Consider the following 26,163-nt stretch of genomic DNA (forward strand, 5'->3'; position numbering starts at 1 on the left):
ATGCGCACGATCGCGGAGCTGGAAGCCATCGCGCGGGAACGGATGGAACCAGCGCACTACGACTATTACGCCGGTGGCGCGGGGCGAGAAGACACGTTGCGCGCCAACGAAGAAGAATTCTGCCGCCGCGTGCTTGTGCCGCGAGCGCTGCGTGGAGTCGGCGAACGCGACCTGTCGGTGGAAATCGCCGGATCGCCGTTGTCGATGCCGATTTTAGTGTGCCCGACGGCTTTCCACCGGCTCGCGCATTCGGACGGAGAACTCGCGACCGCGCAAGCCACCGCGGAAGCGGGCACCGTCTTCGTGTGCAGTATGGCCTCGACGACGGCGGTTGAGGACGTCGCCAAGGTCGCGGACGTGCTGTGGTTCCAGCTGTATGTGCAGTCAGACCGGGAGTTCACCGAAGCGGTCATCAGCCGGGCGGAGAACGCGGGCGCGCGGGCATTGGTGATAACGGTCGATTCCGCGGTACGCGGACGGCGAGAACGCGAATTTCGCCACTCGTTCCACGATCTTCCTCCGGGGATGGCCGCCGAGAACATGCGCGACAGCACCGGTCGCGTGCGGAATATCGAGATGCCCGTCGATCTGACCTGGGAAGACCTGGGCTGGCTGCGCGCGGCCACGAAAATGCCGTTGCTGCTCAAAGGCGTGCTGCACCCGGAGGACGCCCGGCAGGCGGTGGCGGCCGGAATCGACGGGATTTTCGTGTCCAACCACGGCGGCCGGCAACTCGACGGCGCAATTTCGAGCCTGGCCGCGCTGCCGGAAATCGTGTCAGCTGTGGACGGTCAAGTGCCGGTGCTTCTCGACGGAGGCGTGCGAAGCGGTACGGATGTGGTCAAGGCGCTCGCCCTCGGCGCGGACGCGGTCGGCGTCGGCAGGCCGGTGCTGTGGGGACTCGCCGCGGCGGGGCAGGAAGGGGTCGCCGAAGTGCTGGAACGGCTGCGCGAGGAAACGGACACCGCACTCGGCCTCTGCGGGGCGCGCACCCCCGGCGAGCTGACCGGGGACCTGGTCCGATGAAGCGGCTCGTGGTCGCCGGGGCGGCCGGGCTGATCGCGACCTCGCCGAAGTGGCTGCCCGGCCGGGTGGTCGCGCTGCGGAACCGGATTTTCGCGCTGGTCAACGGGGACGAGGGCTACCCGGTGCCGGTCGAGGACTTCCGCCGGGTGTACGCCGATCCGGCCGCCGACGGACGCAGCGAGGGCGCCGCGCTGTCCGACCTGTTCTGGTATTGGCTCGCGCCCGGACCCCAGGTGCACCAGGAACATCTGGAACCGGGTCCGCGCTACGACGAGGTCGCCAAAACGACCCGGAGCATCCTGGTCAAGTCGAAGGCCGAATCGCAGGCGCTGACCGAGCGGGTCGCCGCACGCGTGCTCGACCGGATCGAAACCGGGCCGGGACGGCTGCTCCGGCTGCGCGACGAGATGATGCCGGTCTGGGCCGAGCTGTACTACGAGCTGGTCTTCGGCGAACCGTGTCCGCCGGAGGCACGGGACCTGATCGTCGGGCACGCCGACGACGTCGTGTCCGCGCTGAAGTGCGTGCGCCCGCGCAACATGCGTCGTCGCGCCCGGCTCACCGCGTACCTGCGCCGCCGCCTCGACGACGTACCGCATCCGCTGCCGTCCCGGCTCACCCGCGAGGAGCAGGTGTTCTACCTGCAAGGGACGTTCTTCAACACCGCGGTCGTGCAAATGTCCGAGGCGATGGCGCACCTGCTGATGGTGCTCGCCGAACATCCGCAGGTGCAGCGGAGGCTCGCGGAAAACCCGGACGACGACGAGTACTTCGACCGCGTGCTGGACGAATGCCTTCGCACGTACCCGCTGTTCGGCATCGCGCACCGGATCAGCACCGGCGACATCGAACTGGCCGACCGGACCATCGACGCCGGCACCGTGCTGCTGTTCAGCTATCCGGAATTCCACCACGCCGGACTGGACCGGGCCGACGAGTTCGACCCGGAGCGCTGGGCCGGTTGCCCCGCGCACCAGCAGAGAAATTTCTTGCCGTTCGGCGTCGCGCAGAACCGGCCGTGTCCCGCGCGCGGCCTCGCCCCGGTCACCATGCGGGTGGTCACCAGGGAATTCCTGCGCCGATTCACTCTCGCCACGAGCGCCGCGCACACCCGGTCGATTCCCAATCGCGGACCGGTTTTCGTCACGCCGCGCGGATCGCGGAGAAATCCGCGGACCGCGCTGGCCTATCTGGCGGTGCGGGATCGCTGGGAAGACGTGTGGCGCAGCCTCGCGCAGTTGGTGTTCGGCACCTACATGGTGCTCGACGCGCGCCGGCTCCGGTTGTGCACCAAACACTTCCAGGGAGGAATTCGATGAGTGCCGTAGAAGCCGCACCCGCGTTTTTCCTGGCGGCCGTGGTGATCCTGGCTGCCTGCCGCGCGGTGAACGCGCTCGCCGTGCGGCTCGGGCAGCCGCCGGTGGTCGGCGAGATGGTCACCGGCGTGCTGCTGGGCCCGTCGCTGCTTGGACTCCTGCTGCCGGGCGTGCAGGAATGGCTGTTCCCGGACTCGGTGCGGACGCTGCTGTACCTCGGCGGCCAGATCGGGCTGGTCATCTACATGTTCGGCGCGGGCTACGAATTCCGGCTGAGCGCGCTCAAGGAAGGCCGCCGAACCGTGGCGGCAGTGTCCGCGGCGGGCACGGTCGTGCCGCTCGCCCTCGGCGTCGGGGTGAGCGTGCTCGGCGCGAACTGGGCCGGGATCCTCAAACCGGGGGTGTCGCCGGTCGTTTCGGCGGCGTTCGTCGCGGTGGCGATCGCGATCACCGCGTTCCCGATGATGGCCCGGATCATCACCGAACGCGGCCTGGGCAGCACGAGGTTCGGTTCGCTGGCGCTGGCCTGCGGCGCGCTCGACGACGTCCTCGCCTGGATCCTGCTGGCCGTCGTGCTCGGCATGCACGCCGGTACGGCCGGTCCGATCGCGACGGCCATCGGCGGCGGAGTGCTGTTCGTGCTGCTGGTGTGGCTGGTGGTCCGCCGGATCGTGGCGAAGGTGATGGACAACCCGCGGGTGTCGGTGGATCAGCGGATGCTCGTCACCGCCATGTTCCTCTTCGCCGCCGCGTGGTTCACCGACGTCATCGGCCTGTACGCGGTGTTCGGCGCGTTCGTGCTCGGGCTGGTGTTCCCGCGCGGCGAGGCGGCCGACGCGGTGCTCGCGCGGATCATGCCGGTCGGCCGGGTCGTGTTCCTGCCGCTGTTCTTCACCTACTCCGGTCTGAACACGCGGTTCGCGCTGCTCGCCGACCCGAAGCTGCTGCTGTTCGCGCTGGTCTGCATCGCGGTCGCGGTGGTCGGGAAACTGGGCGCCTCGTGGGGCGCGGCACGGCTGACCGGCGAACCGCAACCGGTCGCGCTGCGGATCGGCGTGCTGGTGAACGCGCGCGGATTGATGCAATTGGTGGCGTTGAACGTTGGGCTGTCCGCCGGAATCGTTTCGCCCGCTCTGTTCACCGTCCTGGTGCTCGTCGCGCTCGTCACCACGATCATGACCTCGCCGGTGCTCGGCTGGCTGGACAAACGCGACGCCCGCCGGTACGCGGACGGGGAAATGCCCGAATTTCTCCTGAGCGGGCGAAGCTGAGCGATTGCCTACGAAAGTCGAGGGTCGGATGGCCGGATCACTGCGAGTATGGACCTGTGCACGATGAGGCAGAGACCCCGGCGGCTTCCCGGGTGCTCCTGGTCGAGGACGATCGCGATCTCGCCGGGATGCTCGTCGAATTGCTCGCCGGAGAAGGTTACGAGACCGAAGTGGCCCACGACGGACAGCGCGGCCTGCACCTCGGGCTCACCGGAAGGCACGCGGTGGTGATTCTCGACCGGCGGCTGCCGGTGGTCGACGGCCTTTCGGTGCTGGCCCAGCTGCGTCGCCGGGCGGTGCCCGCGCGGGTGCTGGTGCTGTCCGCGCTGGGCGAGCTGGCCGACCGGGTGCACGGCCTCGACACCGGGGCCGACGACTACCTGGTGAAACCGTTCGAGACCGACGAACTCCTCGCCCGGGTGCGCGCGTTGTGCCGCCGCGACGCGGAGCACGCCGAATCCCTCCCGCTCGGCACGGCGGCGCTCGACCTCCAGCGGCACGAGGTCGTGCTGCCGCGCGGCGAGCGGGTGACGCTGTCCGGACGCGAGTTCGAGCTGTTGCGCACGCTCGCCCAGCGGCCCAAGGCAATCCACCCGCGCGCGTCGCTGCGCGCGGGAGTGTTCACCGAATCCGCCGCCGAGTCTATTGTGGACACATATGTGTACTATCTGCGGCGGAAGCTGGGCCGCGGAGTGGTGAAGACCGTGCACGGCCTCGGCTACCAGATCGGGGCGGTGTGACCACCGTCGTCGCCCCGGAGGCGCGTGCGCTGCGGCGCGCGCGGCGGATCATCGCGGGCCAGATCGCCGTGGTGATCACGATCGTCGTGCTCGCCGCGGGCGCGATCGCGTACTGGGTGCTGCTGCGCGGGCAGGCCGCGGAGACCGAGCGGCAGCTGGATTTCGCTTTGGGACACGGGCTTTCCGCGACCCCGCCCGGCTGCACCTACCTGGTGACGCCGCAGGGACACGCGCCTGCCGGGCGGCTGCCGTTCGCGCTCCCGCCGATTCCCGCGGTGCCGAACGACGGCGACGTGGTAACCGAAGAACGCGTGCTCGACGGCGCGACGTACACCATCCGCACGGTCAACCGCGACGGCGAGGTCTGGCAGGCGTTCTTCAACGAGCATTACCTGATCTCGGACCGGGAACAGCTGCTGCTGGGGCTCGGGGTGGCCGAGCTTGCGGTGCTGATCATCTCGGTGATCAGCGGATACCTGCTGGCCGGGCGGGCGATCCGGCCGTTGGGCGAGGCGCTGCGCCGACAACGGACGTTCGTCGCCGACGCTTCCCACGAGCTGCGGGCGCCGTTGACCCGGTTGCACACCCGCACGCAACTCCTCGCCCGGCGCGGCGGTGCGGGACCGGCCGAGCTGGAAACCCTGGTCTCAGGCACCCGGGAGCTGGGCGCGGTGGTCGACGATTTGCTGCTGTCCGCGCAGGCCTGTTCCGAGCGGCCGCATCTGGAACCGGTGCAGCTGGCGGTGCTGGCGGAACAGGCCGTGGCGGCGGAATCGGTCCGCGCGAACGACCGGCAGGTGGACCTCCGGCTGAGCCGTTCGCCCGGCCTGGAGGACGTGGTGCCGGGCGTGCCGACCGCGTTGCGGCGAGTGCTGTCCGCCTTGCTGGACAACGCGATCGGGCACACGCCGCCGGGCGGGTCGATCGAGGTGATTCTCGCCAACCCGGATGCTCGGCACGTCGAACTGCGCGTGTGCGACACCGGGACGGGCTTCCCACAGCACGAAGCGGAACGCCTTTTCGAGCGGTTCGCCCACGGCGCGCACGGCGAGGGACGGCGCTTCGGACTGGGGCTGGCGTTGGTGCAGGAAGTCGTCGCGGGTCACGGCGGGACCATTGCCGCGTTCGGCAAGCCTGGGGTCGGCGCGACGTTCACGTTGCGCTTTCAACGGGCTTGAGCTTGCGGGACTGGAGTTTCTTGTACAGGAAGAAATAGAGCTTGATGTACTGGCCGACCAGTACGGCATTGATGATCGTGCCCTCGCGGATGAAATGCGGTCCGCCAAGGAAGATCAGCCCGATGCCTGCCGAAATCGCGAGCAGCGTGCAGTCGAAGACAGTCTTGATGTTTCCCCATTTGCGGCCGGTCTTCTTCTGCAGGGTGTTGACGAACAGGTCGATCGGCATCAGCACCAGATTGGCGCGGATCATCAGGAAGAGCCCGAACGCCAGCATCGCGTCGGCGAGGAACAGCAACGCGAGATTAGCCGCGTACGGGGCCAGGGAGATCCACTTCGTCGCCATCAGGTTGAAGTCGAGCAGTGCGGCCAGGATCAGTGCCGGTACCAGCGAGAACAGGTTCTGGAGTTTGAATGCCCTTGGCAGCACCAGGAAAGTCAGGATGAGCATGAGCACTTCGAGCATGAGATTGAACGTGCCCTGGCTGAGCGGCGGCAGCACGAGCGTCATCGTGCGGGTCAGGCTGCTTTGCGGGGAGATGCCGATCCCGGCCCGGATGGCCAGGCCGAGACCGAGCGTCAGCAGGTAGATGCCGGCGATGTAGGTGATCCAGCGCCGCACCACGTTTCCGTTGTCGATTACTCCCGCGTCTTTGTCGTAAGGCACGACCGTGACCTCCTCGTTGAGGGTTACTTCATGAATCCGAAACGGTCGAGCGAGATGAACAGGGTCAGGAGTTTGTTGACGACGGGCTCGCCTTCGTTGCGGTTGCCCAGTTTTTCGAGCGCGGTGTCGATTGAGCGGGTCGCGTCGACGAGTTCGGCGAGGTTCATGTCGGCCATCACGCCGTAGAATTCCAGTGGCAGACAGGCTTTTGTCTCACCGTCTTCGGTGACGATGCAGCCGCCGACCAGTGTGTCCAGCTGCTTGAGGTTGGCGCACATCTCCGTGCTCTCGCTGCCGACACTCACGAAGTACGCCGACGGGGCGGGCCAGAAGGTCGAAACCGCACCACGGTCGATCGAAACGCCCTTGAACAACCCGGTGACGATGTGCCGCTCTCCGTCGGGATAGCGCTGCACGACCGAAATCCGGTTGAGCCGCTCGCCTTCGTGCTCGGGCACGACCGCGCCGTCGCGGAACGGCACCCAGATCTCTTGGGCGAACTTGAGATGTCCGCGGCCGTAGACGTCGAAAAGCAGCACCTTCGCTTGGTCGCCTTCGGGGGAGACTTCGATCGGCGTCAGGTCGAGTTGCTCGGGAGTCAGATCGGCGAGACCCGGCTTCGGTTTCTTGGCCAGGCTGGAGTAATCGATGCCGACGCGGTTGAGCAGCTTGCGGTCGCGGGCCACCAGTTCGCCGCCCTTGAACACGTACCGCGGATTGATCTTCGCAAGACTGTCCGTGAGGACGATGTCCGCGAAGCGGCCCGGGCTGAGCGAACCGAGGTCCCGGTCCTTGCGGAAAGAACGGGCGGCATAGAGGGTGCCCATTTTGATCGCCTTGATCGGGGGCATGCCCATTTCGATCGCGAGCGAGATCACCCAGTCGATATGGCCCTGCCGCAGGACCCGGTCCACCGAGATGTTGTCGGCGCAGAGCTGGAAATTCTCCGCTGGCCAGCGCCGTTTCACGATGGCACGCAACATGGTCCGGATGACCTCGGGACTTCCGACGCCGAACTTGATCTGGGTGTTCAGGCCGTAGCGGACGCTCTTTTCGATGTCGTCCTCGTTCCAGACGTCGTGGTTGTTGTCGACGCCGATAGCGGGCATGTAGTTCAGCAGCATGTCCGACAGTGCCGTGACACCCCAGTGGCAGTTCACGAATCCGGAATTCGCACGGCCCAGCGCGGATTTGCGGAAGTCGTCGGCATCCCCGGTCATGTAAGACAGATGAGCGAGTTCGCCCAGCCCGATCACCGGATCCATCTTCAGCATGGCCTCGGTGACGTCCGTCGAGGTCTTCTTCCCCGGCGCGAACGCGTAAAGCCGGTACGGGAGTTTTTCGTGGTCGGCAAACAAGGTTTGGACCGCTTCCACCGCCTCGTCCCCGGCCGCGCTGGCGAAATCCAGGGTTTCCCCGAAGACCGTGGTCGTTCCGCTCGGGACGATCGCCTCCCCGAACGCCGCCGGATGCGCGAGCTGTGATTCGAAGTGCAGATGCGCGTCGATCAACCCGGGGATCGCGTAAAGCCCCCCGCCGTCGAAAACCTCGCGCACCCGCACGATCGACTCGTCGGGGTTCAGCGCGATGATCCGCCGCCGGTAAACGAGAAGCGTGCCGGGATAGACACTTTCCGTGTGCACGTCGACGATGGTGAGATTGCGCAGCAGCAGGTCCGCTTCCCGCTCGCCGGCGAGAATGTCGAAGATCGTCCGCACGTGCTCTTCTTGCGCGGCAACGTCTTCCGCCGCGAGCAGGGGATAGGTCGGCGATTCCGGCACGGTGTCCTCACTTCGGTGTCGTTGGTGCACTGATAGAACCCGGCGGACACCGTTGCTGACAAGCATTCATTTTCGTACGACGTGTACTCTTTTTTCGTACGCTTAGGAGGCCCGCCCGTGCTCCACTCCCGGTTGCTGCAGTACATCGACGAAGTGGCACGCCTCGGATCCATCCGCGCGGCCGGTGCCCGGCTGCACGTCGCGCCGTCCGCGATCAACCGGCAGATCCTGCTTCTGGAAGCGGAACTCGGCCAGCCGCTGTTCGACCGCCTGCCGCGCGGAATGCGTCCGACGCCAGCCGGGGAAGCGCTTCTCGCGCACGTCCGGCGCACCCTGCAGCAGTACCGCGAGACCGTCGCGGACATCCGCGACCTGCACGCCCTCGGCAGCGGCGAGGTCGTGATCGCCACGATGACCGGCCTGGCCAGCAGCGTCGTCGCCACCGCCGCGGCAGCGTTCCGAGTCCGGCACCCGCGAGTCCGGATCTCGATCCGCACGATGACGACGCAGGACATCCTGCGCGCGGTCGAGGCCAGCGAAGCCGATCTCGGGCTCGGCTTCAACGTCCCGCCGTCCGCGCACCTCGAAGTCTGCTGGCAAATGAACACCCGGCTCGGCGTGGTCGTCGCTCCGCACCATCCGCTCGCCGGCGCGGACCCGATCCCGCTCGCGCAGTGCCCGCCCTATCCGCTGATCTTCGCCGACCGGTCGATGGTCATCCACGGCATCGTCGCGGAAGCCTTCGCCAAGGCCGGTCTCGACATCGAACCGGCTTTCCACACGAACTCGATCGAGACGATGAAGCGACTCGCCGCGTCCGGTGACGCCATCGCGTTCCTGAGCGAATTCGACATCGCCGAGGAAATCCGCGACGGCCGCCTCGTCTTCCGCCCGGTGCGCGATGCGTTCAGCAACAACGTGGTTTCGTTGGTACGGCGGGAAAAGCACGGCCATGGGCTGGCGAGTCTTTTGCTGGCGGAGGACATCGTGGGTGCGCTGACCCACGCGCAGACTCCGCGTCCGTAACCGCTCAATCGGTGAGCGAGTCCGTCGGCAACAACGCCCGCAGCCGCCGGGTCGTCGCCTCGTACTCCACATACGCGCGCGAATTCTCCGGCCCACCGGCGGCCATCAGCTCGTCGTGCGCGATCGCCTGCTCCGCGATCACCGAAGCGAGCAACACGAGAAACCGCGCCGAACGCTCCGAGCGGACCGCCATCTCGGCGGAACCGGGAAGGCCTCGCTCGGCGAAGCCCTCGAACACGGCGGTGTTCTCGCGCTGCTTCTCCGCCAGCAACCGGCAGGTCGCCGATTGCTGGCGGAGTTGGTCGGCATAAGCCACCTGCGGCGAAGCGGCATCCCCGGGCTGGCTCACGCCCGACATGATGCCCGTTCTCCGCCGCGGACACCTACTGGATCGGTTCCTAGAGCACGACGACCGTGAACACCGCCGACACCGCCGCGGTGAACAGCGTGGATTCGGGATGGAAGACCCGCAGCGTCAAGCTCCCGGAGACGTTCAGCCGGATCCCGAGGTCGAAGTCGTGGTCCGGCGAGCACGAGGCGGCGGCGAGGTTCACCCACGCTCCGGCCTGGGTTTGCTGCTGGAGGTACAAGATCCCGTCGTCGTCGGCGCGGCCCGCGGGGCCGGTCGCGAAGTGTCCGTGGATCCGGATCTGCTCTCCCTTGTGCACTTTGGCCTTGACCGGTGCGGCCTTGATGTGCACCGGCTTCTTCTTCGCCAGTTGGTGCGCGGCGGGCACTGCGGCCTGCGCGGGCAGGGCGGTCGAGCACAGACCGGCGAGGGCGAGGGACAGGGCGAGACCGGCCCATCGGGCGCGGCGCCGCATCGAGGTCGTAGTCATGCCGTTCAGCGCAGTCCACCGTCGTCCGCTCCGCCGCTCGATTCCCTCGACCGTCGGGTGACAGCCACCGGCAAGGGGGACACGCAAGTTTCGTGACAGTGTTTTAAAACAGTGTTATGGTCGCTCCGCACCCCAAAGGAGGCGACCATGCACGGCCCAGTCCAGTTGTTCACCGTCATCGCGCTCGTATCGCTGCCCACCGTCATGTACGGCGGCTACGCGCTGAGCGGCGTGCTGCGCCGCGGTGACCTCACCGAGAAGCAGCGCGGGTTTTTCCGCGCCGGACACGCGCACGCCGGTGTCCTGCTCGTCCTCACGCTCGCCGCATTGCAACTGGTCGAGCACGGCGGGCTCGGCGACACCGCGCGCTGGATCGTCTGCTTCCTGCTGCTGTTCGGCGTGCTCGCGCAGTCCGGCGGGTTCTTCCTCGCGATGCTGCGCACCCGCGTCGGCATGAGCGTCACGACCGGCGGCGCGGTGCTGCTCGGCGCGGCCATGCTGCTCACCGCGTACGGCGTCGCGTTCCCCTGACGAAATCGCTGGCGCCGGGTCGTTAAGCTTGATGACGTGCCTGAATACCTGTCAACTGCGCCTGTCAAGGGGACCCGAGACTTCCTCCCCGCCGAAATGTCCGTCCGCACGCAGGTGTTCGGCCATCTCTACGACGTGCTGGAGCGCTACGGCTACCTCCGCTACGACGGCCCGATCCTGGAGCAGGCGGAGGTCTACGAGCGGAAGTCCGGCCAGGAGATCGCCGACCAGCAGCTGTACACGCTCACCACGCGCGGCGGTGAGCGGCTCGCGCTGCGTCCGGAGATGACGCCGTCGGTGGCCCGGATGATCGCCGGGCACGCGAAATCGCTGTCGTTCCCGGTGCGCTGGTACAGCCACCCGAACTGCCACCGCTACGAGCGCCCGCAGCGCGGCCGCGTCCGCGAGCACTGGCAGATCAACGCCGACATCTTCGGTTCGGAAAGCGCGAACTGCGAGATCGAGATGTTCGAGCTGATCCACGATCTGATGGGCGCGGTCGGCGCGACGCCGGACATGTTCGCGGTGCGGGTCAACGACCGGAACCTGCTGTCCTCGGCGCTCACCGACGTCGTCGGGATCTCGCCGGATCACCTGGCGCAGGTGTTCGCGCTCGTCGACCGGTGGGAGAAGACCTCGGCCGAGGAGCACGCGGCGAGCGCCGCCGAGATCGGGTTGTCGGACAAGCAGTACGAGAAGCTCGCCGAGACCCTCGGCGCGGGCCCCGCGCTGCTCGACGAGCTGCCCGCGGAGGTCAAGGCCGAGTCGAACCTGGTCAAGGTGCTGTCCAGCAGCGCGGCGAGCCTGGTCCGGTACGAGCCGCTGATCGTGCGCGGGCTGGCGTACTACACGTCGACCGTGTTCGAGGTCTTCGACACCTCGCCGCAGAACCGCCGGGCGCTGTTCGGCGGCGGCCGGTACAGCAACCTCGCCTCGATGTTCACCAAGGAGCAGATCTCCGGCATCGGGTTCGGCATGGGCGACGTGACGTTGATGGACTTCCTCGACACGCACGGCCTCACGCCGCAGCCGCGCAGCGAGGTCGACGTCGCGGTCATCCCGGTCACCGAGGATCTGGCGGACCCGGCTCGCGACGTCGCGACCGTGCTGCGCAAGGCGGGTCTGCGCACGTCGACCCCGCTGGAGCTGCGCAAGCTGGGCAAGGAGCTCACTCGCGCGGACAAGGCGGGCGCGGTGGCGGTCGTCATCGTGGGCGAGGAGGACTGGGCGGCCGGCCGGGTGACGGTCCGGAGCCTGGCCACGCGTGAGCAGGAGCAGGTCGCGGTGGCCGATGTCCCGGCCGCGGTGCGGGCGATGGTTTCGCCGGCCTGATTTTTCTCAAGGCGGGTGCCGGTCTCCGGACCGGTGCCCGCCTTCTTTATCCGCCGAGTGGCGGATCCGGTGCGATTTCGTCACTCACCGCAGTCGGCTGCCGGTGAACCAGCCGCCGTTTCCGGCTATCCACAATGGACAGTCCGGGGCCGGTCCGTTGGGCCGGTCGGGGTGCCGGTGGTCCGCTGACCGGGACACGAACCGCTGCCGGATCCATGTTTCCCGGGCTTCGCGGTCCTGGTCGGCGCCCTCGGAGTTGAATCGAGCACGCTTGGTTGCCATTGCAGGGTCGTCATGATCGGTTCTTTGTAGTACCCTTGCGTAGTCGAGGTTGATCGCCTTCGTTGCGAACCCTTGACCTGGCCTGTTGCCGGAGGTCGACCCCCAGGGCTTCCGGTGACAGGCCTCTTTACTTTCCCCTGGAAGGCTTTTGGCCCCGCTCAGCGGAGCAGCCGCTGCTCACATGAGCGTCGCGGCAAGGGTTCCGCCGAGTTCGGTCACCGCTTCCAGCGCGGCTTTGTCCGGTTCGCCCGTCACGAGCACGGGCTCGGCCACGCGGGTCCAGCCGAGCCCGGTCGTGATCGCGTCGAGTTGCCGCACGGTCCCGGACGTGTCGTTGTTGCCGTGCACGTACGCCCCGAACGGACGGCCCTTCGTCGCGTCCAGGCAGGGGTAGTACACGGTGTCGAAGAAGTGTTTCAACGCTCCGCTCATGCTGCCGAGGTTCGCCGGCGTGCCCAGCAGGTAGCCGTCCGCGGCGAGCACGTCGGCCACCGTCGCGCCGAGCGCGGGGCGGCGGACGACGTCGACGCCCTCGATGTCCGGATGCTTCGCGCCGGCGAGCGCGGCCTCGAACATCGCCTGCATCGACGGCGACGGCGTGTGGTGCACGATCAGCAACGTTGGCATGGTTCTCCCGTCAGCGCAGCAGCGCGGTGATCTCCTCGCGGACCGCGTCGAGCACTTCCGTCGCGCTGCGCCGCGCGTCGGCGAGCTCCCCGGTCACCGGAGCCACCACTTGCAGGTACGCCTTCAGTTTCGGTTCCGTGCCGGACGGCCGCACTACGACCCGCACGCCGTCGCCGCTCAGCCGGAGCACGTCGGCGTCCGGCAGGAGGTCTTCGAGCGTCACCGGCGCCCCGCCGAGCGTGGCGGGCGGGTCCGAGCGCAACGCGGCCATGAGGCGTCCGCGCACGGAAAGATCGGTGACCCGCAACGACACTTGATCGGTGAGGTGCACGCCGTGCCGGGTCGCGATGTCGTCGAGAACGTCCAGCAGCGTGCGGCCCTCGGCCTTGAGCGTCGCCGCCAGGTCCGCGCCCGCGACCGCCGCGGCGATGCCGTCCTTGTCACGAACAAAGCTCGGGTTCACGCACAGGCCGAGCGCTTCCTCGTACGCGAACACCAAGCCCTCGCCCGCGCGGACCAGCCACTTGAACCCGGTGAGCGTTTCCGCGTAGCGCGCGCCCTTTTCCTTGGCCACCTCGCCGAGCAGCGACGAGGACACGATCGTGGTGGCCACCAACGGATCCGGGTTGTCCGTTGTGGACAGAAGGTGCGCCCCGAGCAGGACGCCGGTCTCGTCGCCGCGCAGCATCCGCCAGCCGTCGGGGCCGCGGACGCCGAGCGCGCACCGGTCGGCGTCCGGGTCGAGCGCCACCGCGAGGTCAGCGTCCACTTCGGACGCCAGCGCCAGCAGGAGGTCGGTCGCGCCGGGTTCCTCGGGGTTCGGGAACGAGACGGTGGGGAAGTCCGCGTCCGGTTCGGACTGTTCGGAAACCAGGTGCACGTCAGTGAATCCGGCCCGGGACAGCGCGGCCTGGAGGGTTTCCGCGCCGACGCCGTGCAGCGCCGTCGCGGCGATCCGCAGCTCGCGTGTCGTGCCCCGCGGCAGCGCGCCGACCGCGGCGAGGTACGCCTCGCGCGGGTCGACGACCTCGGCGCCGGGCGTGCGCGGAATGCTCCGGGTGGCCGGGGCGGACTGGATCGCGCGCTCGATCTCGCCGTCGGAGGGCGGCACGATCTGGCCGCCGGTGGCGTCGTAAAGCTTGTACCCGTTGTCCGCGGGCGGGTTGTGCGACGCGGTGATCTGGATCCCGGCGACCGCTCCGTAATGCAGCACCGAGAACGCCAGCAACGGCGTCGGCAACGGCTGCGGCAGCACCTTCACCGCGAACCCGGCGGCGGTCAGCACTTCGGCGGCGGCGGTGGCGAACGCTTCCGACCCGTGCCGCGCGTCGCGGCCGATCACGACCACGCCGCCCGCGTGCCCCTGCGCGGCGAGCCAGGCCGCGACGCCCGCGGTGGTCCGCGTGACGACCGCGACGTTCATCCCGTTCGGTCCCGCGCGCACCGGTCCGCGCAGACCCGCGGTCCCGAACTCCAGCGGTCCGGCCATCCGGTCGGCGATCTCCTCGATCGCGCCGGGCTCCTTGCCCATCGCGCGGGCGAGGGCGGCGGTCAGTTCCTCGCGCGAGGCCGGATCCGGGTCGTCGGTGATCCAGCGGTAGACGGAATCGCGGAGGCGGGAATCGAGGCTGTCGGACACCCGGGCCAGCTTACGCGGATCCGGATATTGGGTGGTGGCTGACGATACGCTCGGGGAGTGCGCATTCTTTTCACGTCCCTCGCGTCTTACGGGCACCTTTATCCGTTGCTGCCGCTAGCCTCCGCCGCGCGCGACGCCGGCCACGAGGTGCTTTACGCGACCGCATCCGACTTCCACCCCACGCTGGAGAAGGCCGGGCTCGAAGCCGTCGCCGCCGGGTTGACGCTGCAGGAGGCGTTCAACCTCCTCTTCGCAGGCGACACCCGCAGCCGCTACGAGGTCCCGGAAGCCGAGCTGAACGAGGCGATCGGCAAGGCGTTCGGCAGGCTGCTGCCCACCCGGTTCATGACCGACCTCGCCGCGGTGCTCGCCGAGCGGAAACCGGACCTGGTCGTGTACGAAATGGGCAATCCGGGCGGCGCGTTCGCCGCGCATCAGGCGGGAATCCCGGCGATCGGGCACGGTTTCGGCCGGGTGTCCGGCGGTGGCCCGATGGAGCACATCACCGAGCAGATCGACGCGTTCGCCGCCGAGCTCGGCCTCACCGGAAGCAGCAAGCTTTTCTGGGGCCAGCCGTTCGTGGACATCTGCCCGCCGTCGGTGCAGGCGCCGGCGTTCCTCGCCGGAGCCCAGCGGGTGCCGCTGCGTCCGGTCGGCTGGAGCGAACCGGGCGATCTGCCGTCCGGCGTCGAAGGCCGGGACCGCGGCCGCCCGCTGCTGTACCTGACGCTCGGCACCACCGGAGCCAGCCAGGCGCACCTGCTGACCTCGGCCTTGCACGGACTGGCCGCGCTCGACGCGGACGTGCTGGTGGCCACCGGCCCGGCCGTCGACGTCGAGGCACTCGGCGAGGTTCCGTCGAACGTGCGACTGGAGGCATGGGTGCCGCAGTCGCAACTGCTGCCGCACGTCGATCTGGTGGTCCACCACGGCGGCAGCGGAACCACGCTGGGCGGGTTCGCCGCGGGGGTGCCGCAGTTGCTGCTGCCGCAGGGCGCGGACCAGTTCACCAACGCGGACGCCGTGGTCGCCGCGGGCGTGGGCGCGAAGCTGGTCGGCGACGAACTGACGACAGACGCGGTCCGCGAGACGGCCGGTCGGTTGCTGGCCGACAGCGCAGTGGCGGACGCCGTGCGCGGGCTGGCGGAGGAGGTCGCGGGGATGCCTTCGCCGGAGGAAGTGGCGGCGCAGTTGCCGCGGTACGCCTGAGTTGCTTGCGCCCCAATGTGGCATTGGGTGCATGTGACGCACCGAATGCCACATTGGGTGCATGTGACGCACCCAATGTGGCATTGGGGCGCTAGCCGGAGCTCACGCGCGGGTGACGAGCTCCTTCAGCAGCGAACCCATCCGCGTCGCCGACTGCCGCCCGGCCTCGAGGACTTCCTCGTGGTTGAGCGGTTCGCCGGTCATGCCCGCGGCCAGGTTCGTGACCAGGGACAGTCCGAACACCTCGAGCCCGGCCGCGCGGGCGGCGATCGCCTCCAGCACGGTCGACATGCCGACCAGGTCCGCGCCCATGGTGCGCAGCATCCGGATCTCGGCGGGCGTCTCGAAGTGCGGCCCGGGCAGGCCCGCGTACACGCCCTCCTCGAGCGAATCGTCGATCTCCCGCGCCAGGTCGCGCAGGCGCTTGGCGTAGAGGTCGGTCAGGTCGACGAAGTGCGCGCCGACGATCGGCGAGCGCGCGGTCAGGTTGAGGTGGTCGGCGATCAGCACCGGCTGCCCGACGTTCATGCCCGCGCGCAGCCCGCCCGCCGCGTTGGTGAGCAGCACCGTCCGTGCGCCCGCCGCCGCGGCCGTGCGCACGTTCTGCACGACCGGGTCGATGCCCTTGCCCTCGTAGAAATGCGTGCGGCCGAGCAGGACCAGCGCGCGCTTGTCGCCGATCCGCAGTGACCGCACCGTGCCGCCGTGGCCGACCGCTCCGGGCGGGGTGAAGCCCGGCAGCTCGCCGAACGGGATCTCCGCGTCGGCGGTTCCGATCACGTCCGCGGCCGGACGCCAGCCCGAACCCAGCACCACGGCGATGTCGTGTTTCTCGACGCCGGTGCGCTCGGCGATGACGGCCGCGGCCGCCTCCTCCAGGTTGCTCATGCCGCCGAGCGTATCCGGGCGCCGCGCACGGCGAGGAACGCGACCAGGCCGAACGGCGACAGGAAGATCGTCAGCAGGAGCAGCGGGCTGACGATCCACCACGGGATCCGGTGCGTGCGCGCCTCGAAGAACATCCAGCGCGCGATGAACAGGTCGAACGCGATCAGGTGCGCCCAGACCAGCGCGGCCCCGTACGGTGTGCTCAGGAATCCTTGCAGGACACCGAGATCCGGTCGTTGCATCGCGTGCCACAGCTCGCCGAAGTGCGGGATCGCCAGCACGAAGTACCAGATCAGCGGCAGCAGCGGCACCCACGGCGACGCCAGGATCCGGCGAGTGCCGCGCCAGCCGGGCAGGAAGATCATCAGCGCCCAGAACGGAACCGCGACCGGGAACGTCCAGGCGAAGACGGTCAGGTCACTCACCGGACCGCCTTCCTGGCCGGCACCAGCACCGACGCCGCGGCAGCCACCGCGACCACGCCGACGAGCAGCCCGGCGGCGGCCAGCGTCGTGCCGCTCGGGTGGATGAGCGGTTCGCCGCGTTCGGCCTGCCACAGGATCAAGCCGACGAGCCCCGCGTAGCCGACCGAACCCGTCCACACCAGCCGCACGCGCACCGCGCTTTCGCGCAGCCGGGGCAGTCGCGTCGCGAGCACCGCGAGCCCGAACGCCAAGAGCGGCAACGCTTGCAGCGCGTGCAGGCCGATGAAGTGCGCGATGCGCAGGTCACCGCCGGTGGTGCTCCAGCCGAGCAGCGGAAGACCGGGGCCGCCGTCCGCGACGCCGACGCTGTGCGCGCCGATGAGGTCGGAATGCCCGGTGGCTTTGATCTCGGCGCGTTCGATCGGGGTCGGCCGGGTCATGGTCGCGCCGAGGCCCGCGCCGATCAGCGCGAGGACCGCGCTGGTGCGCACCGCCCAGTACACCGCGCGGTCTTCGATCCGGGTGAACATGAGCAGCACGGTGACGACGAGCGTGGCCAGCCAGAGCCCCGCGACCATGACCCCCATGGCCTGGAACAGCGCGGCGTCGAACGGGGACGTGTTCGCGAAGTGGCTCGGCCGGGCGCGGGCCGCTTGGAAGGCCATCGCCACGTACTCGGCGGCGAACAGCACGACGGAGACGGTCGTGGCGACGTTCGCGACCTTGCGCAACCGGCCGTTCAGCAGCGAGACGAGCCAGCTCCAGGTGAAGTAGTAGAGCCCGCCGGACACGGCGAACTTGAACGGCTTCGCCCACACCGGCGCGCCGAGCAGGGTCCGGTGGTCGATCAGCATCGCCACGACGGTCAGCACCGTCGCGACGCCCATCGCCGCGGCGAACCACAGCGAAGGCCGGTGCCACGTGCGCATCCGGGCGGTGGGCAACGTCGCCGCGGGCGGGTCGACGGTGGTGGTCATGAGGTCCTCCCAGTATGGATAGTGATGCTCTCCACTATGGGAAGTTAAGCTATCTATGCTGAGAAGTCCTCAGGGTTTTTCCCGGAAGTTAGGGTCGTGCGGGTGCGGATGGCAGAGCTGAGCGCCGAGTCCGGGATTCCGGTGGCGACGATCAAGTACTACCTGCGGGAGGGGCTGCTCCCGGCCGGGGAACGGACCAGTCCGAACCAGGCTCGCTACGGCGAGGAGCACGTGCGGCGGCTGAAGCTGATCCGGGCGCTGGTCGAGGTCGGCGGGTTGTCCGTGGCGACCGTGCGGGAGGTCGTGGCGGCTGTTGATTCGGACCGGGCCGCGTACAACGTGCTCGGGGTTATGCAGCGGGCGTTGACTGGATCCGCGGTGGAGGTTTCGGACGAGGATCGCGAGTGGGCGATGGAGTTGTTGTCTTCGCTCGCTCGGAAGCACGGGTGGAAGTTCGGGCCGGAGAATCCGGTGGCGGATGTGCTGGTGGGGACCGTGTGCACGATTCGTGCGCTGGGGCATCAGCCGTTGCTGGATCAGATCGGGCGTTATGCGGAAATTGCCGATCGGATCGCGGAGGCGGATTTGGACACTCTTGAGGCGGGGGTGTCCATGGATCGGATGGTTGAGGCTGCGGTGGTGGGGACTGTTTTGGGGGATCGGTTGTTTGAGGGGTTTCGGAGGTTGGCTCAGGCTGCGGAGACTGGGCGGAGGTATTCGGAGGGGTGAAATTCTTCTGGGGGCCGGACGCCTCGTCGCCTGGCGGCGACATTGCGCTCGCTGTGGGGCCCGCCACCCCGAAGTTTTATTGTGCTGACGGTTCGGCTTCGGATCGGGGTTGGGGGCGGTGTGGGTGCCTCGATTGTTTGTGCAGGGCTGCGGTTTACGAGGCCGCGGGGAAAGACAGGGTCGGGGCTATTTGGTCAAAGGTGGCGGAGCCGGTGTCTTCCTGTTCTGCTGGCACCGTCAGGGAAAGTAGCCACAGGGTGTTTTCTGATTGTTTGATCAGGGCGTAGGTGGCTCGGGTGATTACTGCGTCTGGGTTGGCGGAGTGGGTTTGTGCTCGTTCTACTGCGCGGAACATGACCTCAGTGCCGTTGGGTGTTTGCACTGGCTCGCGGGTGAAGTTGAAGGAATCCGGCGAACCCGAGGAGCGCAGTGCGGTCATTGCGTCGCCGATGGAATACTTCTCGTAGAAGTTCGGGATTCGTTCCAGGCGCAGGGATTGGCGGCCGTCCGGGGAAACGTACTGGACTACCGTTGAGGTGCCGAAAGTGGATTTCCGGGACGCGATGAAGCGTTTCCATCCTTCGGGCACGGACAGGGTGTATTCGCTGTCGCGCGTGACGTTTGCCGTCGAGCTTGCGTTGGCGTGCTGGGGGATCAGCTTCAGCGGCTCCGACGAACCGCCGACTGTGCCCGCGGTCGCCAGCGTTCCGGTTTCCACGCCTTGTGGCGGCAGCAGGTTCTGACCGCTCACCACGCGGGCCAATGCGAAACCGCCGCCGCAGGCCAGGGCGAACAGGACCATTGAGGCGACTGCCAGCATCGCCGTCGCCTTGCCGCTGCGGCGTGGGGGTGGCGGCGGCAGCGGGGCGGGCAGCGGCGGCGGTGGGGGCAGCGGGGGAGCGGGGGCGAAGGCCGGGGCGGAACCGGTGTTTCCCGAGCGCATGAACGGCAGGGGGCCGGGGTCCGCGGCGAGTGCGGCGGGCTGTTCCGGCGAGTCCGGTTTCGGGGCGACCGTCTTGATGACCTGGGTGTCGGTGGCGTCCAGGTGCGCGGCGGTTTTCTTGCCGTCCGGCGTGCGGAACAGTTCGGGGCCGAACAGGTCCACCGTGGCCTTGGTCTGCTTCGGGTACAGCCGGTGGCGCACCTCGCGCAGGGAGATCCGCTTTTCCGGTTCCTTCTTCATCAACGCGGCGATGACGTCGGCCAGCGGGCCCGGCTTCGGGCGCGGGACCTTGCCGTTCACGACCTTGCCGACGGTTTCCAGCGGGTCGCCGTCCGCGTCGTACGGGGGTGCGCCTTCGACGGCGGCGAACAGCGTCGCGCCGAGGCCCCACAGGTCCGCGTTGGGGGTGACCGCGCCGCCGGACGCGACCTCCGGCGAGATGTAGGCGGGCGAACCGAGCATGATGCCGGTCCTGGTCATGGTGGCTTCGGAGACGTTGCGGGCGATGCCGAAGTCGGTGAGCTTGATCCTTCCGTCGCTGGCCACCAGGACGTTGCCCGGCTTCACGTCGCGGTGCGTGATGCCTGCTTCGTGGGCCGCTTCGAGGGCGGCGGCTACCGCGATGCCGACCGCGGCGGCCTGTTCGACCGTCAGCGGGCCGTGGTCGCGCAGCAGGTGCGCGAGGCTGCGCGACGGCAGCAGCTCCATCACGACGAACGGGGCGTCGTTCTCGCGCGCGACGTCGTGCAGCGTGATGACGTTCGGATGCGACAGCACCGCGATCGCCCGGGCTTCGCGGAGGGTGCGCTCGCGCAGTTCGTCCGCCTGTTCGGCCGGGATGCCCGGCGGCACCTTCATCTCCTTGACCGCGACCGGGCGGTGCAGGAACTCGTCGTACGCCGACCAGACCGTGCCCATCGACCCCGACCCCAGAACCGACCGCAGCCGGTAGCGCCCGGCGACTACCCGCGGCTGGTCGCCGCCGGTCGACGGCTCGGCGTTCGCGGAGCCGGTGCTGTCGGTGTTGCCGGGCTGGTCCTGGTCGCTGTTCTCCGAGGGCACCCCATGATTGTGGCCCACCCCGCCGACACTCTTCGACCCAGCACCGCTACCCCTGAGTTCACCCGTACGGGGGGCGAGCAGAGTCACAGGTGCGGGTGGTGGCCTGCCTCTACCATCACTGGGTATGACGAACGTGGCTGGTCCGGAGTCGGCGCCGACTTCCGAGCCCGGGCTCGCGCTCGCGGCGGAGTTCCCGACCGCGGACCGCGCCCAGTGGCAGGAGCTGGTGGCGGGAGTGCTGCGCAAGAGCGGCAGGCTCCCGGAGGATTTCGCGGGTGCGCCGGAGAGCAAGCTCGTCTCCCGCACCTACGACGGCATCGAAATCCAGCCGCTATACACGGCCGAAGACGCGGGCGGCGACCTCGGCTTCCCGGGGCTGCCGCCGTTCGTGCGCGGGGCCCGGCCGGAGGGCGTGGTCGATACCGGCTGGGACATCCGGGTCCGTCACCAGCGCGAAGACGCTCGGGCGGCGAACGCGGCGATCCTCGCCGACCTCGAAGGCGGCGCGTCCTCGGTGTGGCTGCGGCTCGGCGAGGGTTCGCTCCCGATTTCCGCGCTCGCGGACGCGCTGAACGAGGTCTACGTCGGTCTCGCGCCGGTCGTCCTCGACGCCGGTGCGGAGTACGAAACCGCTGCTCAGGCGCTTCTCGATCTCTTCGCCGAACGCGAGGTCCCGGCCAGCGAAGCCGTCGGCACGCTGGGTGCGGACCCGCTCGGTACCTCGGCGCGCACCGGACACTCTCTCCCGCTCGGCCCGGCCGCCGAATTGGCCGCGAAGGTTGCCCCTAAGTACCCCAAGGTCCGCACGATCGTCGCCGACGGACTACCGTTTCACGAGGCAGGCGGCTCGGACGCGCAGGAACTCGGCGCGACGATCGCGGCCGGCGTCGCTTATTTGCGTGCGCTCACCGAGGCTGGTCTGGACGTCGCCGCGGCGGCCGCGCAGATCGAGTTCCGGCTCGCCGCGACCGCGGATCAGTTCCTCACCATCGCCAAGTTCCGCGCCGCGCGCCGGCTGTGGGACCGGGTCCTCGAAGTCTCCGGTGCGGCCGCGGAAGCGCGCGGGATGCACCAGCACGCGGTCACGTCGCCGTCGATGTTCACCCAGCGCGACCCGTGGGTGAACATGCTGCGCACGACCGTCGCCTGTTTCGCGGCCGGGGTCGGCGGCGCGGACGCGGTCACCGTGCTGCCGTTCGACGCGGCGATCGGCCTGCCGGACGCGTTTTCCTCACGGATCGCCCGCAACACCAACGCGATCCTCATCGAAGAGTCGAAGCTGGGCAGCGTGATCGACCCGGCGGGCGGCTCCTGGTACGTCGAGAAGCTCACCGACGAACTCGCCGAAGCCGCGTGGCGCGAGTTCACCGCGATCGAGGCGGCGGGCGGCATCGAGGCCGAGCTGGCTTCCGGTGCGCTGGCCGGACGGCTCGCCGAGACCTGGGCGAAGCGCGCGAGCCGCCTCGCCACCCGGCGCGATCCGCTCACCGGTGTCAGCGAGTTCCCGAACCTGGACGAAAAGCCGGTCTCCCGCGAACCGCTCCCGTCCACTGTGGACGGCGGACTCCCGCGACACCGGTACGCCGAGGAGTACGAGAAACTGCGCGACGCGTCCGACGCGTACCTCGCCAAGCACGGCGAACGGCCGAAGGTTTTCCTGGCCACGCTGGGTCCGGTCGCCGCGCACACCGCCCGCGCGTCCTTCGCGACGAACCTGCTCCAGGCGGGTGGCGTCGAAGCGGTGAACCCCGGCGCGACCGACGATCTGCCTGGCGCGTTCCGCGAGAGCGGCGCGAAGATCGCCTGCGTCTGCGGCACTGACGCGGCATATGAGGAACAGGCCGCGTCCGTCGCGGCGTCGCTCGGCGCGGACAGCGTGCTGCTGGCGGGCAAGGGAACCTACGACGGAATCAGCGGCAATCTGTACGCCGGGTGCGACGCGCTCGAAATCCTGACCAGCCTCCACGCACAGCTGGGAGTCTCCGCATGAGCATCCCGAATTTCGCCGACATCCCGCTCGGCACGCCGGAACCGGGCGACCGGGCCGCGTGGGCGCAGGCCGTGCAGGACGCCACCGGCAAGGGCCCGGACGCGCTGGCCTGGGAAACCCCCGAGGGCATCGGCGTGAAGCCGGTCTACACCGCCGCCGATCTGTCCGATGTGGACTTCCTTGGCACGTACCCCGGCATCGCGCCGTACCTGCGCGGGCCGTATCCGACGATGTACGTCAACCAGCCGTGGACGATCCGCCAGTACGCCGGGTTCTCCACCGCGCAGGAGTCGAACGCCTTCTACCGCCGCAACCTCGCGGCCGGGCAGAAGGGCCTGTCGGTCGCGTTCGACCTCGCGACCCACCGCGGCTACGACTCCGACCACCCGCGCGTGTCCGGCGACGTCGGCATGGCCGGCGTGGCGATCGACTCGATCTACGACATGCGCCAGCTGTTCGACGGCATCCCGCTCGACAAGATGTCCGTCTCGATGACGATGAACGGCGCGGTGCTGCCGGTGCTCGCGCTCTACGTGGTCGCGGCCGAGGAGCAGGGGGTGAAGCCGGAGCAGCTCGCGGGGACCATCCAGAACGACATCCTCAAGGAGTTCATGGTCCGCAACACCTACATCTACCCGCCGCAGCCCTCGATGCGGATCATCTCCGACATCTTCGGCTACACCTCGCAGCACATGCCGAAGTACAACTCGATCTCCATCTCCGGCTACCACATGCAGGAGGCCGGAGCGACCGCCGACCTGGAGCTGGCGTACACGCTCGCGGACGGCGTCGAGTACATCCGCGCGGGCGTCGAAGCCGGGCTGGACGTCGACAAGTTCGCGCCGCGGCTGTCGTTCTTCTGGGCCATCGGCATGAACTTCTTCATGGAGGTCGCGAAGCTGCGTGCCGCGCGCCTGCTGTGGGCGAAGCTGGTGAAGCAGTTCGATCCGAAGTCACAGAAGTCGCTGTCGCTGCGTACGCACTCTCAGACGTCAGGCTGGTCCCTCACCGCGCAGGACGTCTTCAACAACGTCACGCGTACGTGCGTCGAGGCGATGGCTGCCACTCAGGGACACACGCAGTCGTTGCACACCAACGCTCTCGACGAAGCGCTCGCGCTGCCCACTGACTTCTCCGCACGGATCGCGCGCAACACACAGCTGTTGCTGCAGCAGGAATCCGGCACCACACGCGTCATCGACCCGTGGGGCGGCAGCGCGTTCGTCGAGAAGCTCACCTACGACCTCGCGCGCAAGGCGTGGGGCCACATCACCGAAGTCGAGGGCGCGGGCGGCATGGCGCGCGCGATCGACGAAGGCATCCCGAAGCTGCGCATCGAAGAGGCAGCTGCGCGTACGCAGGCGCGCATCGACTCGGGACGACAGCCGGTCATCGGCGTGAACAAGTACCAGGTCACCGACGACGAGCAGATCGACGTGCTGAAGGTCGACAACGCGGGCGTACGCGCGCAGCAGCTCGAGAAGCTGCGTCGGCTGCGCGAAGAGCGAGACCCGCAGGCCACCGAGGACGCGCTGCGCCGCCTCACCGAAGGCGCGCAGAACAACGGCAACCTGCTCGAGCTGGCCATCAACGCCGCGCGCGCGAAGGCCACCGTCGGCGAGATCTCCGACGCGCTGGAGAAGAACTGGGGCCGCCACTCCGGCCAGATCCGCACGATCTCCGGCGTGTACCGGGAAGAGGTGGGGAAGTCGGACAACGTCGAGAAGGCCCGCGAGCTCGTCGACAAATTCGCTGAAGAGGAAGGCCGCCGTCCGCGGATCCTCGTCGCGAAAATGGGCCAGGACGGCCACGACCGCGGCCAGAAGGTCATCGCCACCGGCTTCGCCGACCTCGGCTTCGACGTCGACGTCGGCCCGCTGTTCTCCACCCCGGCCGAGGTCGCCCGCCAGGCGTCGGAAGCGGACGTGCACGTGATCGGCGTGTCCTCGCTGGCCGCCGGGCACCTGTCGCTGGTGCCTGCGCTGCGCCACGAGCTGGCCGAGCTGGGCCGCGAGGACATCATGGTCGTGGTCGGCGGCGTGATCCCGCCGCAGGACTACCCCGAGCTGCGCGAAGCAGGAGCGGCGGCGATCTTCGGCCCGGGCACGGTGCTCGCGGACGCCGCGATCGACCTGCTCCAGCAGCTGGCCGCGCAGGAGTCCTGAACCTTGCCGCGGCGGATCGACGTCGGCGAATACGCGAAGGGCGTGCTCGCGGGCGACCGGGGGACCCTGTCCAAGGCCATCACGCTGGTCGAATCGCATCGCGAGGACCACCGGCGGCAAGCGCAGGAACTGCTGGTCGAGCTGCTCCCGCACGCGGGCGGCGCGAAACGCGTCGGCATCACCGGCGTGCCCGGAGTCGGCAAGTCGACATTTATCGACCAGCTCGGCACCGACCTCACGACGGCCGGGCACCGGGTCGCGGTGCTCGCCGTCGACCCGTCCTCGACCCGCACCGGCGGGTCGATCCTCGGCGACAAGACCCGGATGGCGCGCCTCGCGGTCGATCCGAAGGCGTTCATCCGGCCGTCGCCGACGTCCGGCACGCTCGGCGGCGTCGCCCGCGCCACCCGCGAGACGATCGTGCTGATGGAGGCGGCCGGCTTCGACGTCGTGCTGGTGGAGACGGTCGGGGTCGGGCAGTCCGAGGTGACCGTGGCGAACATGGTCGACTGCTTCCTCTTCCTGACCCTCGCGCGCACCGGCGACCAGTTGCAGGGCATCAAAAAGGGCGTGCTGGAACTCGCCGACGTGATCGCCGTGAACAAGGCCGACGGCCCGCACGAACGCGACGCCAAGCGCGCCGCGCGCGAACTGCAGGGCGCGCTGCGGATGATCTACGGCAAGGACGCGCTCTGGACGCCGCCGGTGCTCACGTGCAGCGGGCTCGAGGGCAGCGGCCTCGGCGAGGTGTGGGCGGCGATCGGGAAGCACCGCGAGGTGCTCACCGAATCGGGTGATCTTGGCGAGCGGCGCAAACGCCAGCAGGTCGACTGGACGTGGTCGATGGTCCGCGAGCAGCTGCTCGACCGGCTCACCGCGCATCCGGCGGTCCGCGCGCAGGTAGCCGACGTGGAACGGGCGGTGCGCGACGGAGAACTCACCGCCACGCTGGCCGCGCAGCGGATCTTGGCCGCGTTCGCCGAGCCCTCTTCTTGAACGTCGTCCAAGAAGGGAAAACGCTGTCCGCGCAAGTGTCTTTTGCCCGTCTTCGGGGCTTGTTGCGCTCGACGGTCGTCAGCACGAGGCGAGCGGACGCGCCTCCACCGCGTGGCGGCTGACGCGCCCGCTCCTCGACAGGCACAATGCACGGTGACGGCGTAGAAGGGAAGTCATGGCGAAGGTGCGGGGACTGCTGCTGGCCGGTCTGCTCGGCGTGCTGCTCACCGGAGTGCTGCCCGCGGCGGCGTCCGCGGCGACCCCGGCTCCGGCGTCGGTCACCGTGGCGGCTGAGACGGCGATCACGCAGGTGAACGGGTTCCGCCAGGCCCCGCCGGGACCGGTGCTCGACCCGTCCCAGACCGACAAGGCCAACGCCGACAAGACGAAGAAGAACCTCATCGCGGGCGGGGCCGCGGTGGTGCTGCTCGCCATCGTGTTCTTCGGCCGCCGCCACCGCATCAAGCGCCGCAAGGCCCAAGGCGGCTGAGCTTTCCGGCGTTCACCCACGCCGAACTTCGTCA

The 26,163-nt window shown here is 68.9% G+C and carries 24 protein-coding genes; 14 read left to right on the top strand and 10 right to left on the bottom strand.

Going from position 1 to position 26,163, the window contains the following annotated elements; genetic code table 11:
* From EIZ44_RS29285 to EIZ44_RS29305, 5 genes are all read left to right on the top strand, one after another.
* Nucleotides 1-1,026, top strand: a complete 1,026-nt coding sequence (locus tag EIZ44_RS29285) for an alpha-hydroxy acid oxidase (RefSeq protein ID WP_134732532.1) — start codon at nt 1-3, stop codon at nt 1,024-1,026.
* Nucleotides 1,023-2,345, top strand: coding sequence for a cytochrome P450 (locus tag EIZ44_RS29290; protein ID WP_134732534.1), 1,323 nt, complete (start codon nt 1,023-1,025; stop codon nt 2,343-2,345). The genes EIZ44_RS29285 and EIZ44_RS29290 overlap by 4 nt, the downstream gene beginning before the upstream one ends.
* On the top strand, nt 2,342-3,613 hold the full coding sequence (locus EIZ44_RS29295; protein ID WP_134732536.1) for a cation:proton antiporter: 1,272 nt from the start codon (nt 2,342-2,344) through the stop codon (nt 3,611-3,613). Before EIZ44_RS29290 ends, EIZ44_RS29295 begins: the two co-directional genes overlap by 4 nt.
* 92 nt (nt 3,614-3,705) lie before the next feature.
* The gene (locus tag EIZ44_RS29300; RefSeq protein WP_134732595.1) at nt 3,706-4,353 is read left to right on the top strand and encodes a response regulator transcription factor; all 648 of its coding nucleotides are present in this window, start codon (nt 3,706-3,708) and stop codon (nt 4,351-4,353) included.
* Complete coding sequence (locus EIZ44_RS29305; RefSeq protein ID WP_134732538.1) at nt 4,350-5,531, top strand: sensor histidine kinase; 1,182 nt, start codon at nt 4,350-4,352, stop codon at nt 5,529-5,531. Before EIZ44_RS29300 ends, EIZ44_RS29305 begins: the two co-directional genes overlap by 4 nt.
* Here EIZ44_RS29305 and EIZ44_RS29310 read toward each other — a convergent pair.
* Nucleotides 5,506-6,198, bottom strand: coding sequence for a YczE/YyaS/YitT family protein (locus EIZ44_RS29310; RefSeq protein ID WP_134732540.1), 693 nt, complete (start codon nt 6,196-6,198; stop codon nt 5,506-5,508). The genes EIZ44_RS29305 and EIZ44_RS29310 overlap by 26 nt on opposite strands.
* 23 nt (nt 6,199-6,221) lie before the next feature.
* Entirely contained in the window at nt 6,222-7,979 is a 1,758-nt protein-coding gene (locus tag EIZ44_RS29315) for an adenine deaminase C-terminal domain-containing protein (RefSeq protein ID WP_240691444.1), read from the bottom strand.
* A 117-nt stretch (nt 7,980-8,096) separates the two neighbouring features.
* Between EIZ44_RS29315 and EIZ44_RS29320 the strand changes: the two genes are divergently transcribed.
* Nucleotides 8,097-9,005 (top strand): LysR family transcriptional regulator, encoded by a 909-nt coding sequence (locus EIZ44_RS29320; RefSeq protein ID WP_134732544.1) that lies wholly within the window; start codon nt 8,097-8,099, stop codon nt 9,003-9,005.
* Between the two features lie 4 nt (nt 9,006-9,009).
* On the opposite strand, the gene EIZ44_RS29325 is transcribed toward EIZ44_RS29320, so the two are convergent.
* Both EIZ44_RS29325 and EIZ44_RS29330 read right to left on the bottom strand, forming a co-directional pair.
* Nucleotides 9,010-9,363 carry a hypothetical protein gene (locus EIZ44_RS29325; protein ID WP_037816086.1) on the bottom strand — a complete coding sequence of 118 codons (354 nt, stop codon included), beginning with the start codon at nt 9,361-9,363 and terminating at the stop codon, nt 9,010-9,012.
* A 40-nt stretch (nt 9,364-9,403) separates the two neighbouring features.
* The gene (locus tag EIZ44_RS29330; RefSeq protein WP_037816085.1) at nt 9,404-9,844 is read right to left on the bottom strand and encodes a hypothetical protein; all 441 of its coding nucleotides are present in this window, start codon (nt 9,842-9,844) and stop codon (nt 9,404-9,406) included.
* Nucleotides 9,845-9,991: 147 nt separating this feature from the next.
* Between EIZ44_RS29330 and EIZ44_RS29335 the strand changes: the two genes are divergently transcribed.
* The gene (locus EIZ44_RS29335; protein WP_037816084.1) at nt 9,992-10,375 is read left to right on the top strand and encodes a hypothetical protein; all 384 of its coding nucleotides are present in this window, start codon (nt 9,992-9,994) and stop codon (nt 10,373-10,375) included.
* Between the two features lie 36 nt (nt 10,376-10,411).
* The gene (hisS, locus tag EIZ44_RS29340; protein ID WP_037816082.1) at nt 10,412-11,707 is read left to right on the top strand and encodes a histidine--tRNA ligase; all 1,296 of its coding nucleotides are present in this window, start codon (nt 10,412-10,414) and stop codon (nt 11,705-11,707) included.
* A gap of 459 nt (nt 11,708-12,166) precedes the next feature.
* Here hisS and EIZ44_RS29345 read toward each other — a convergent pair whose 3' ends face one another.
* Nucleotides 12,167-12,616: a flavodoxin family protein gene (locus EIZ44_RS29345; protein WP_009072659.1), complete on the bottom strand. Its 450-nt coding sequence runs from the start codon at nt 12,614-12,616 to the stop codon at nt 12,167-12,169.
* A 10-nt stretch (nt 12,617-12,626) separates the two neighbouring features.
* On the bottom strand, nt 12,627-14,255 hold the full coding sequence (locus EIZ44_RS29350) for a phospho-sugar mutase (protein ID WP_134732546.1): 1,629 nt from the start codon (nt 14,253-14,255) through the stop codon (nt 12,627-12,629).
* A gap of 57 nt (nt 14,256-14,312) precedes the next feature.
* On the opposite strand from EIZ44_RS29350, the gene EIZ44_RS29355 reads away from it, so the two are divergent.
* On the top strand, nt 14,313-15,464 hold the full coding sequence (locus EIZ44_RS29355) for a glycosyltransferase (protein WP_037816080.1): 1,152 nt from the start codon (nt 14,313-14,315) through the stop codon (nt 15,462-15,464).
* A 102-nt stretch (nt 15,465-15,566) separates the two neighbouring features.
* On the opposite strand, the gene EIZ44_RS29360 is transcribed toward EIZ44_RS29355, so the two are convergent.
* From EIZ44_RS29360 to EIZ44_RS29370, 3 genes are read right to left on the bottom strand one after another with little or no spacing between them, the layout of a single operon-like run.
* Nucleotides 15,567-16,352 (bottom strand): purine-nucleoside phosphorylase, encoded by a 786-nt coding sequence (locus tag EIZ44_RS29360; protein ID WP_134732548.1) that lies wholly within the window; start codon nt 16,350-16,352, stop codon nt 15,567-15,569.
* Nucleotides 16,349-16,777 (bottom strand): ABA4-like family protein, encoded by a 429-nt coding sequence (locus EIZ44_RS29365; RefSeq protein ID WP_134732550.1) that lies wholly within the window; start codon nt 16,775-16,777, stop codon nt 16,349-16,351. The genes EIZ44_RS29360 and EIZ44_RS29365 overlap by 4 nt, the downstream gene beginning before the upstream one ends.
* Entirely contained in the window at nt 16,774-17,754 is a 981-nt protein-coding gene (locus EIZ44_RS29370; RefSeq protein WP_134732552.1) for a hypothetical protein, read from the bottom strand. Before EIZ44_RS29370 ends, EIZ44_RS29365 begins: the two co-directional genes overlap by 4 nt.
* 108 nt (nt 17,755-17,862) lie before the next feature.
* Between EIZ44_RS29370 and EIZ44_RS29375 the strand changes: the two genes are divergently transcribed.
* A complete protein-coding gene (locus tag EIZ44_RS29375) occupies nt 17,863-18,483 on the top strand; it encodes a MerR family transcriptional regulator (RefSeq protein ID WP_078870604.1) in 621 nt (206 codons plus the stop codon).
* A gap of 154 nt (nt 18,484-18,637) precedes the next feature.
* Here the strand turns inward: EIZ44_RS29375 and EIZ44_RS29380 are convergent, their stop codons facing one another.
* Nucleotides 18,638-20,344 (bottom strand): serine/threonine-protein kinase, encoded by a 1,707-nt coding sequence (locus tag EIZ44_RS29380; RefSeq protein ID WP_240690928.1) that lies wholly within the window; start codon nt 20,342-20,344, stop codon nt 18,638-18,640.
* Between the two features lie 268 nt (nt 20,345-20,612).
* On the opposite strand from EIZ44_RS29380, the gene EIZ44_RS29385 reads away from it, so the two are divergent.
* The 4 genes from EIZ44_RS29385 (at nt 20,613) to EIZ44_RS29400 (ending at nt 26,129) form a co-directional block, all read left to right on the top strand.
* Nucleotides 20,613-22,478 carry a methylmalonyl-CoA mutase subunit beta gene (locus EIZ44_RS29385; RefSeq protein ID WP_205670286.1) on the top strand — a complete coding sequence of 622 codons (1,866 nt, stop codon included), beginning with the start codon at nt 20,613-20,615 and terminating at the stop codon, nt 22,476-22,478.
* Nucleotides 22,475-24,643, top strand: a complete 2,169-nt coding sequence (gene scpA / locus EIZ44_RS29390) for a methylmalonyl-CoA mutase (protein WP_037816078.1) — start codon at nt 22,475-22,477, stop codon at nt 24,641-24,643. Before EIZ44_RS29385 ends, scpA begins: the two co-directional genes overlap by 4 nt.
* A 3-nt stretch (nt 24,644-24,646) precedes the next feature.
* Entirely contained in the window at nt 24,647-25,639 is a 993-nt protein-coding gene (gene meaB, locus EIZ44_RS29395; protein ID WP_134732554.1) for a methylmalonyl Co-A mutase-associated GTPase MeaB, read from the top strand.
* A gap of 175 nt (nt 25,640-25,814) precedes the next feature.
* Nucleotides 25,815-26,129, top strand: coding sequence for a hypothetical protein (locus tag EIZ44_RS29400; protein WP_037816076.1), 315 nt, complete (start codon nt 25,815-25,817; stop codon nt 26,127-26,129).
* The last annotated feature ends 34 nt before the right edge of the window (nt 26,130-26,163 follow it).

The organism is Amycolatopsis nivea, from assembly GCF_004522235.1.
Taxonomy (GTDB): Bacteria; Actinomycetota; Actinomycetes; order Mycobacteriales; family Pseudonocardiaceae; genus Amycolatopsis; species Amycolatopsis nivea.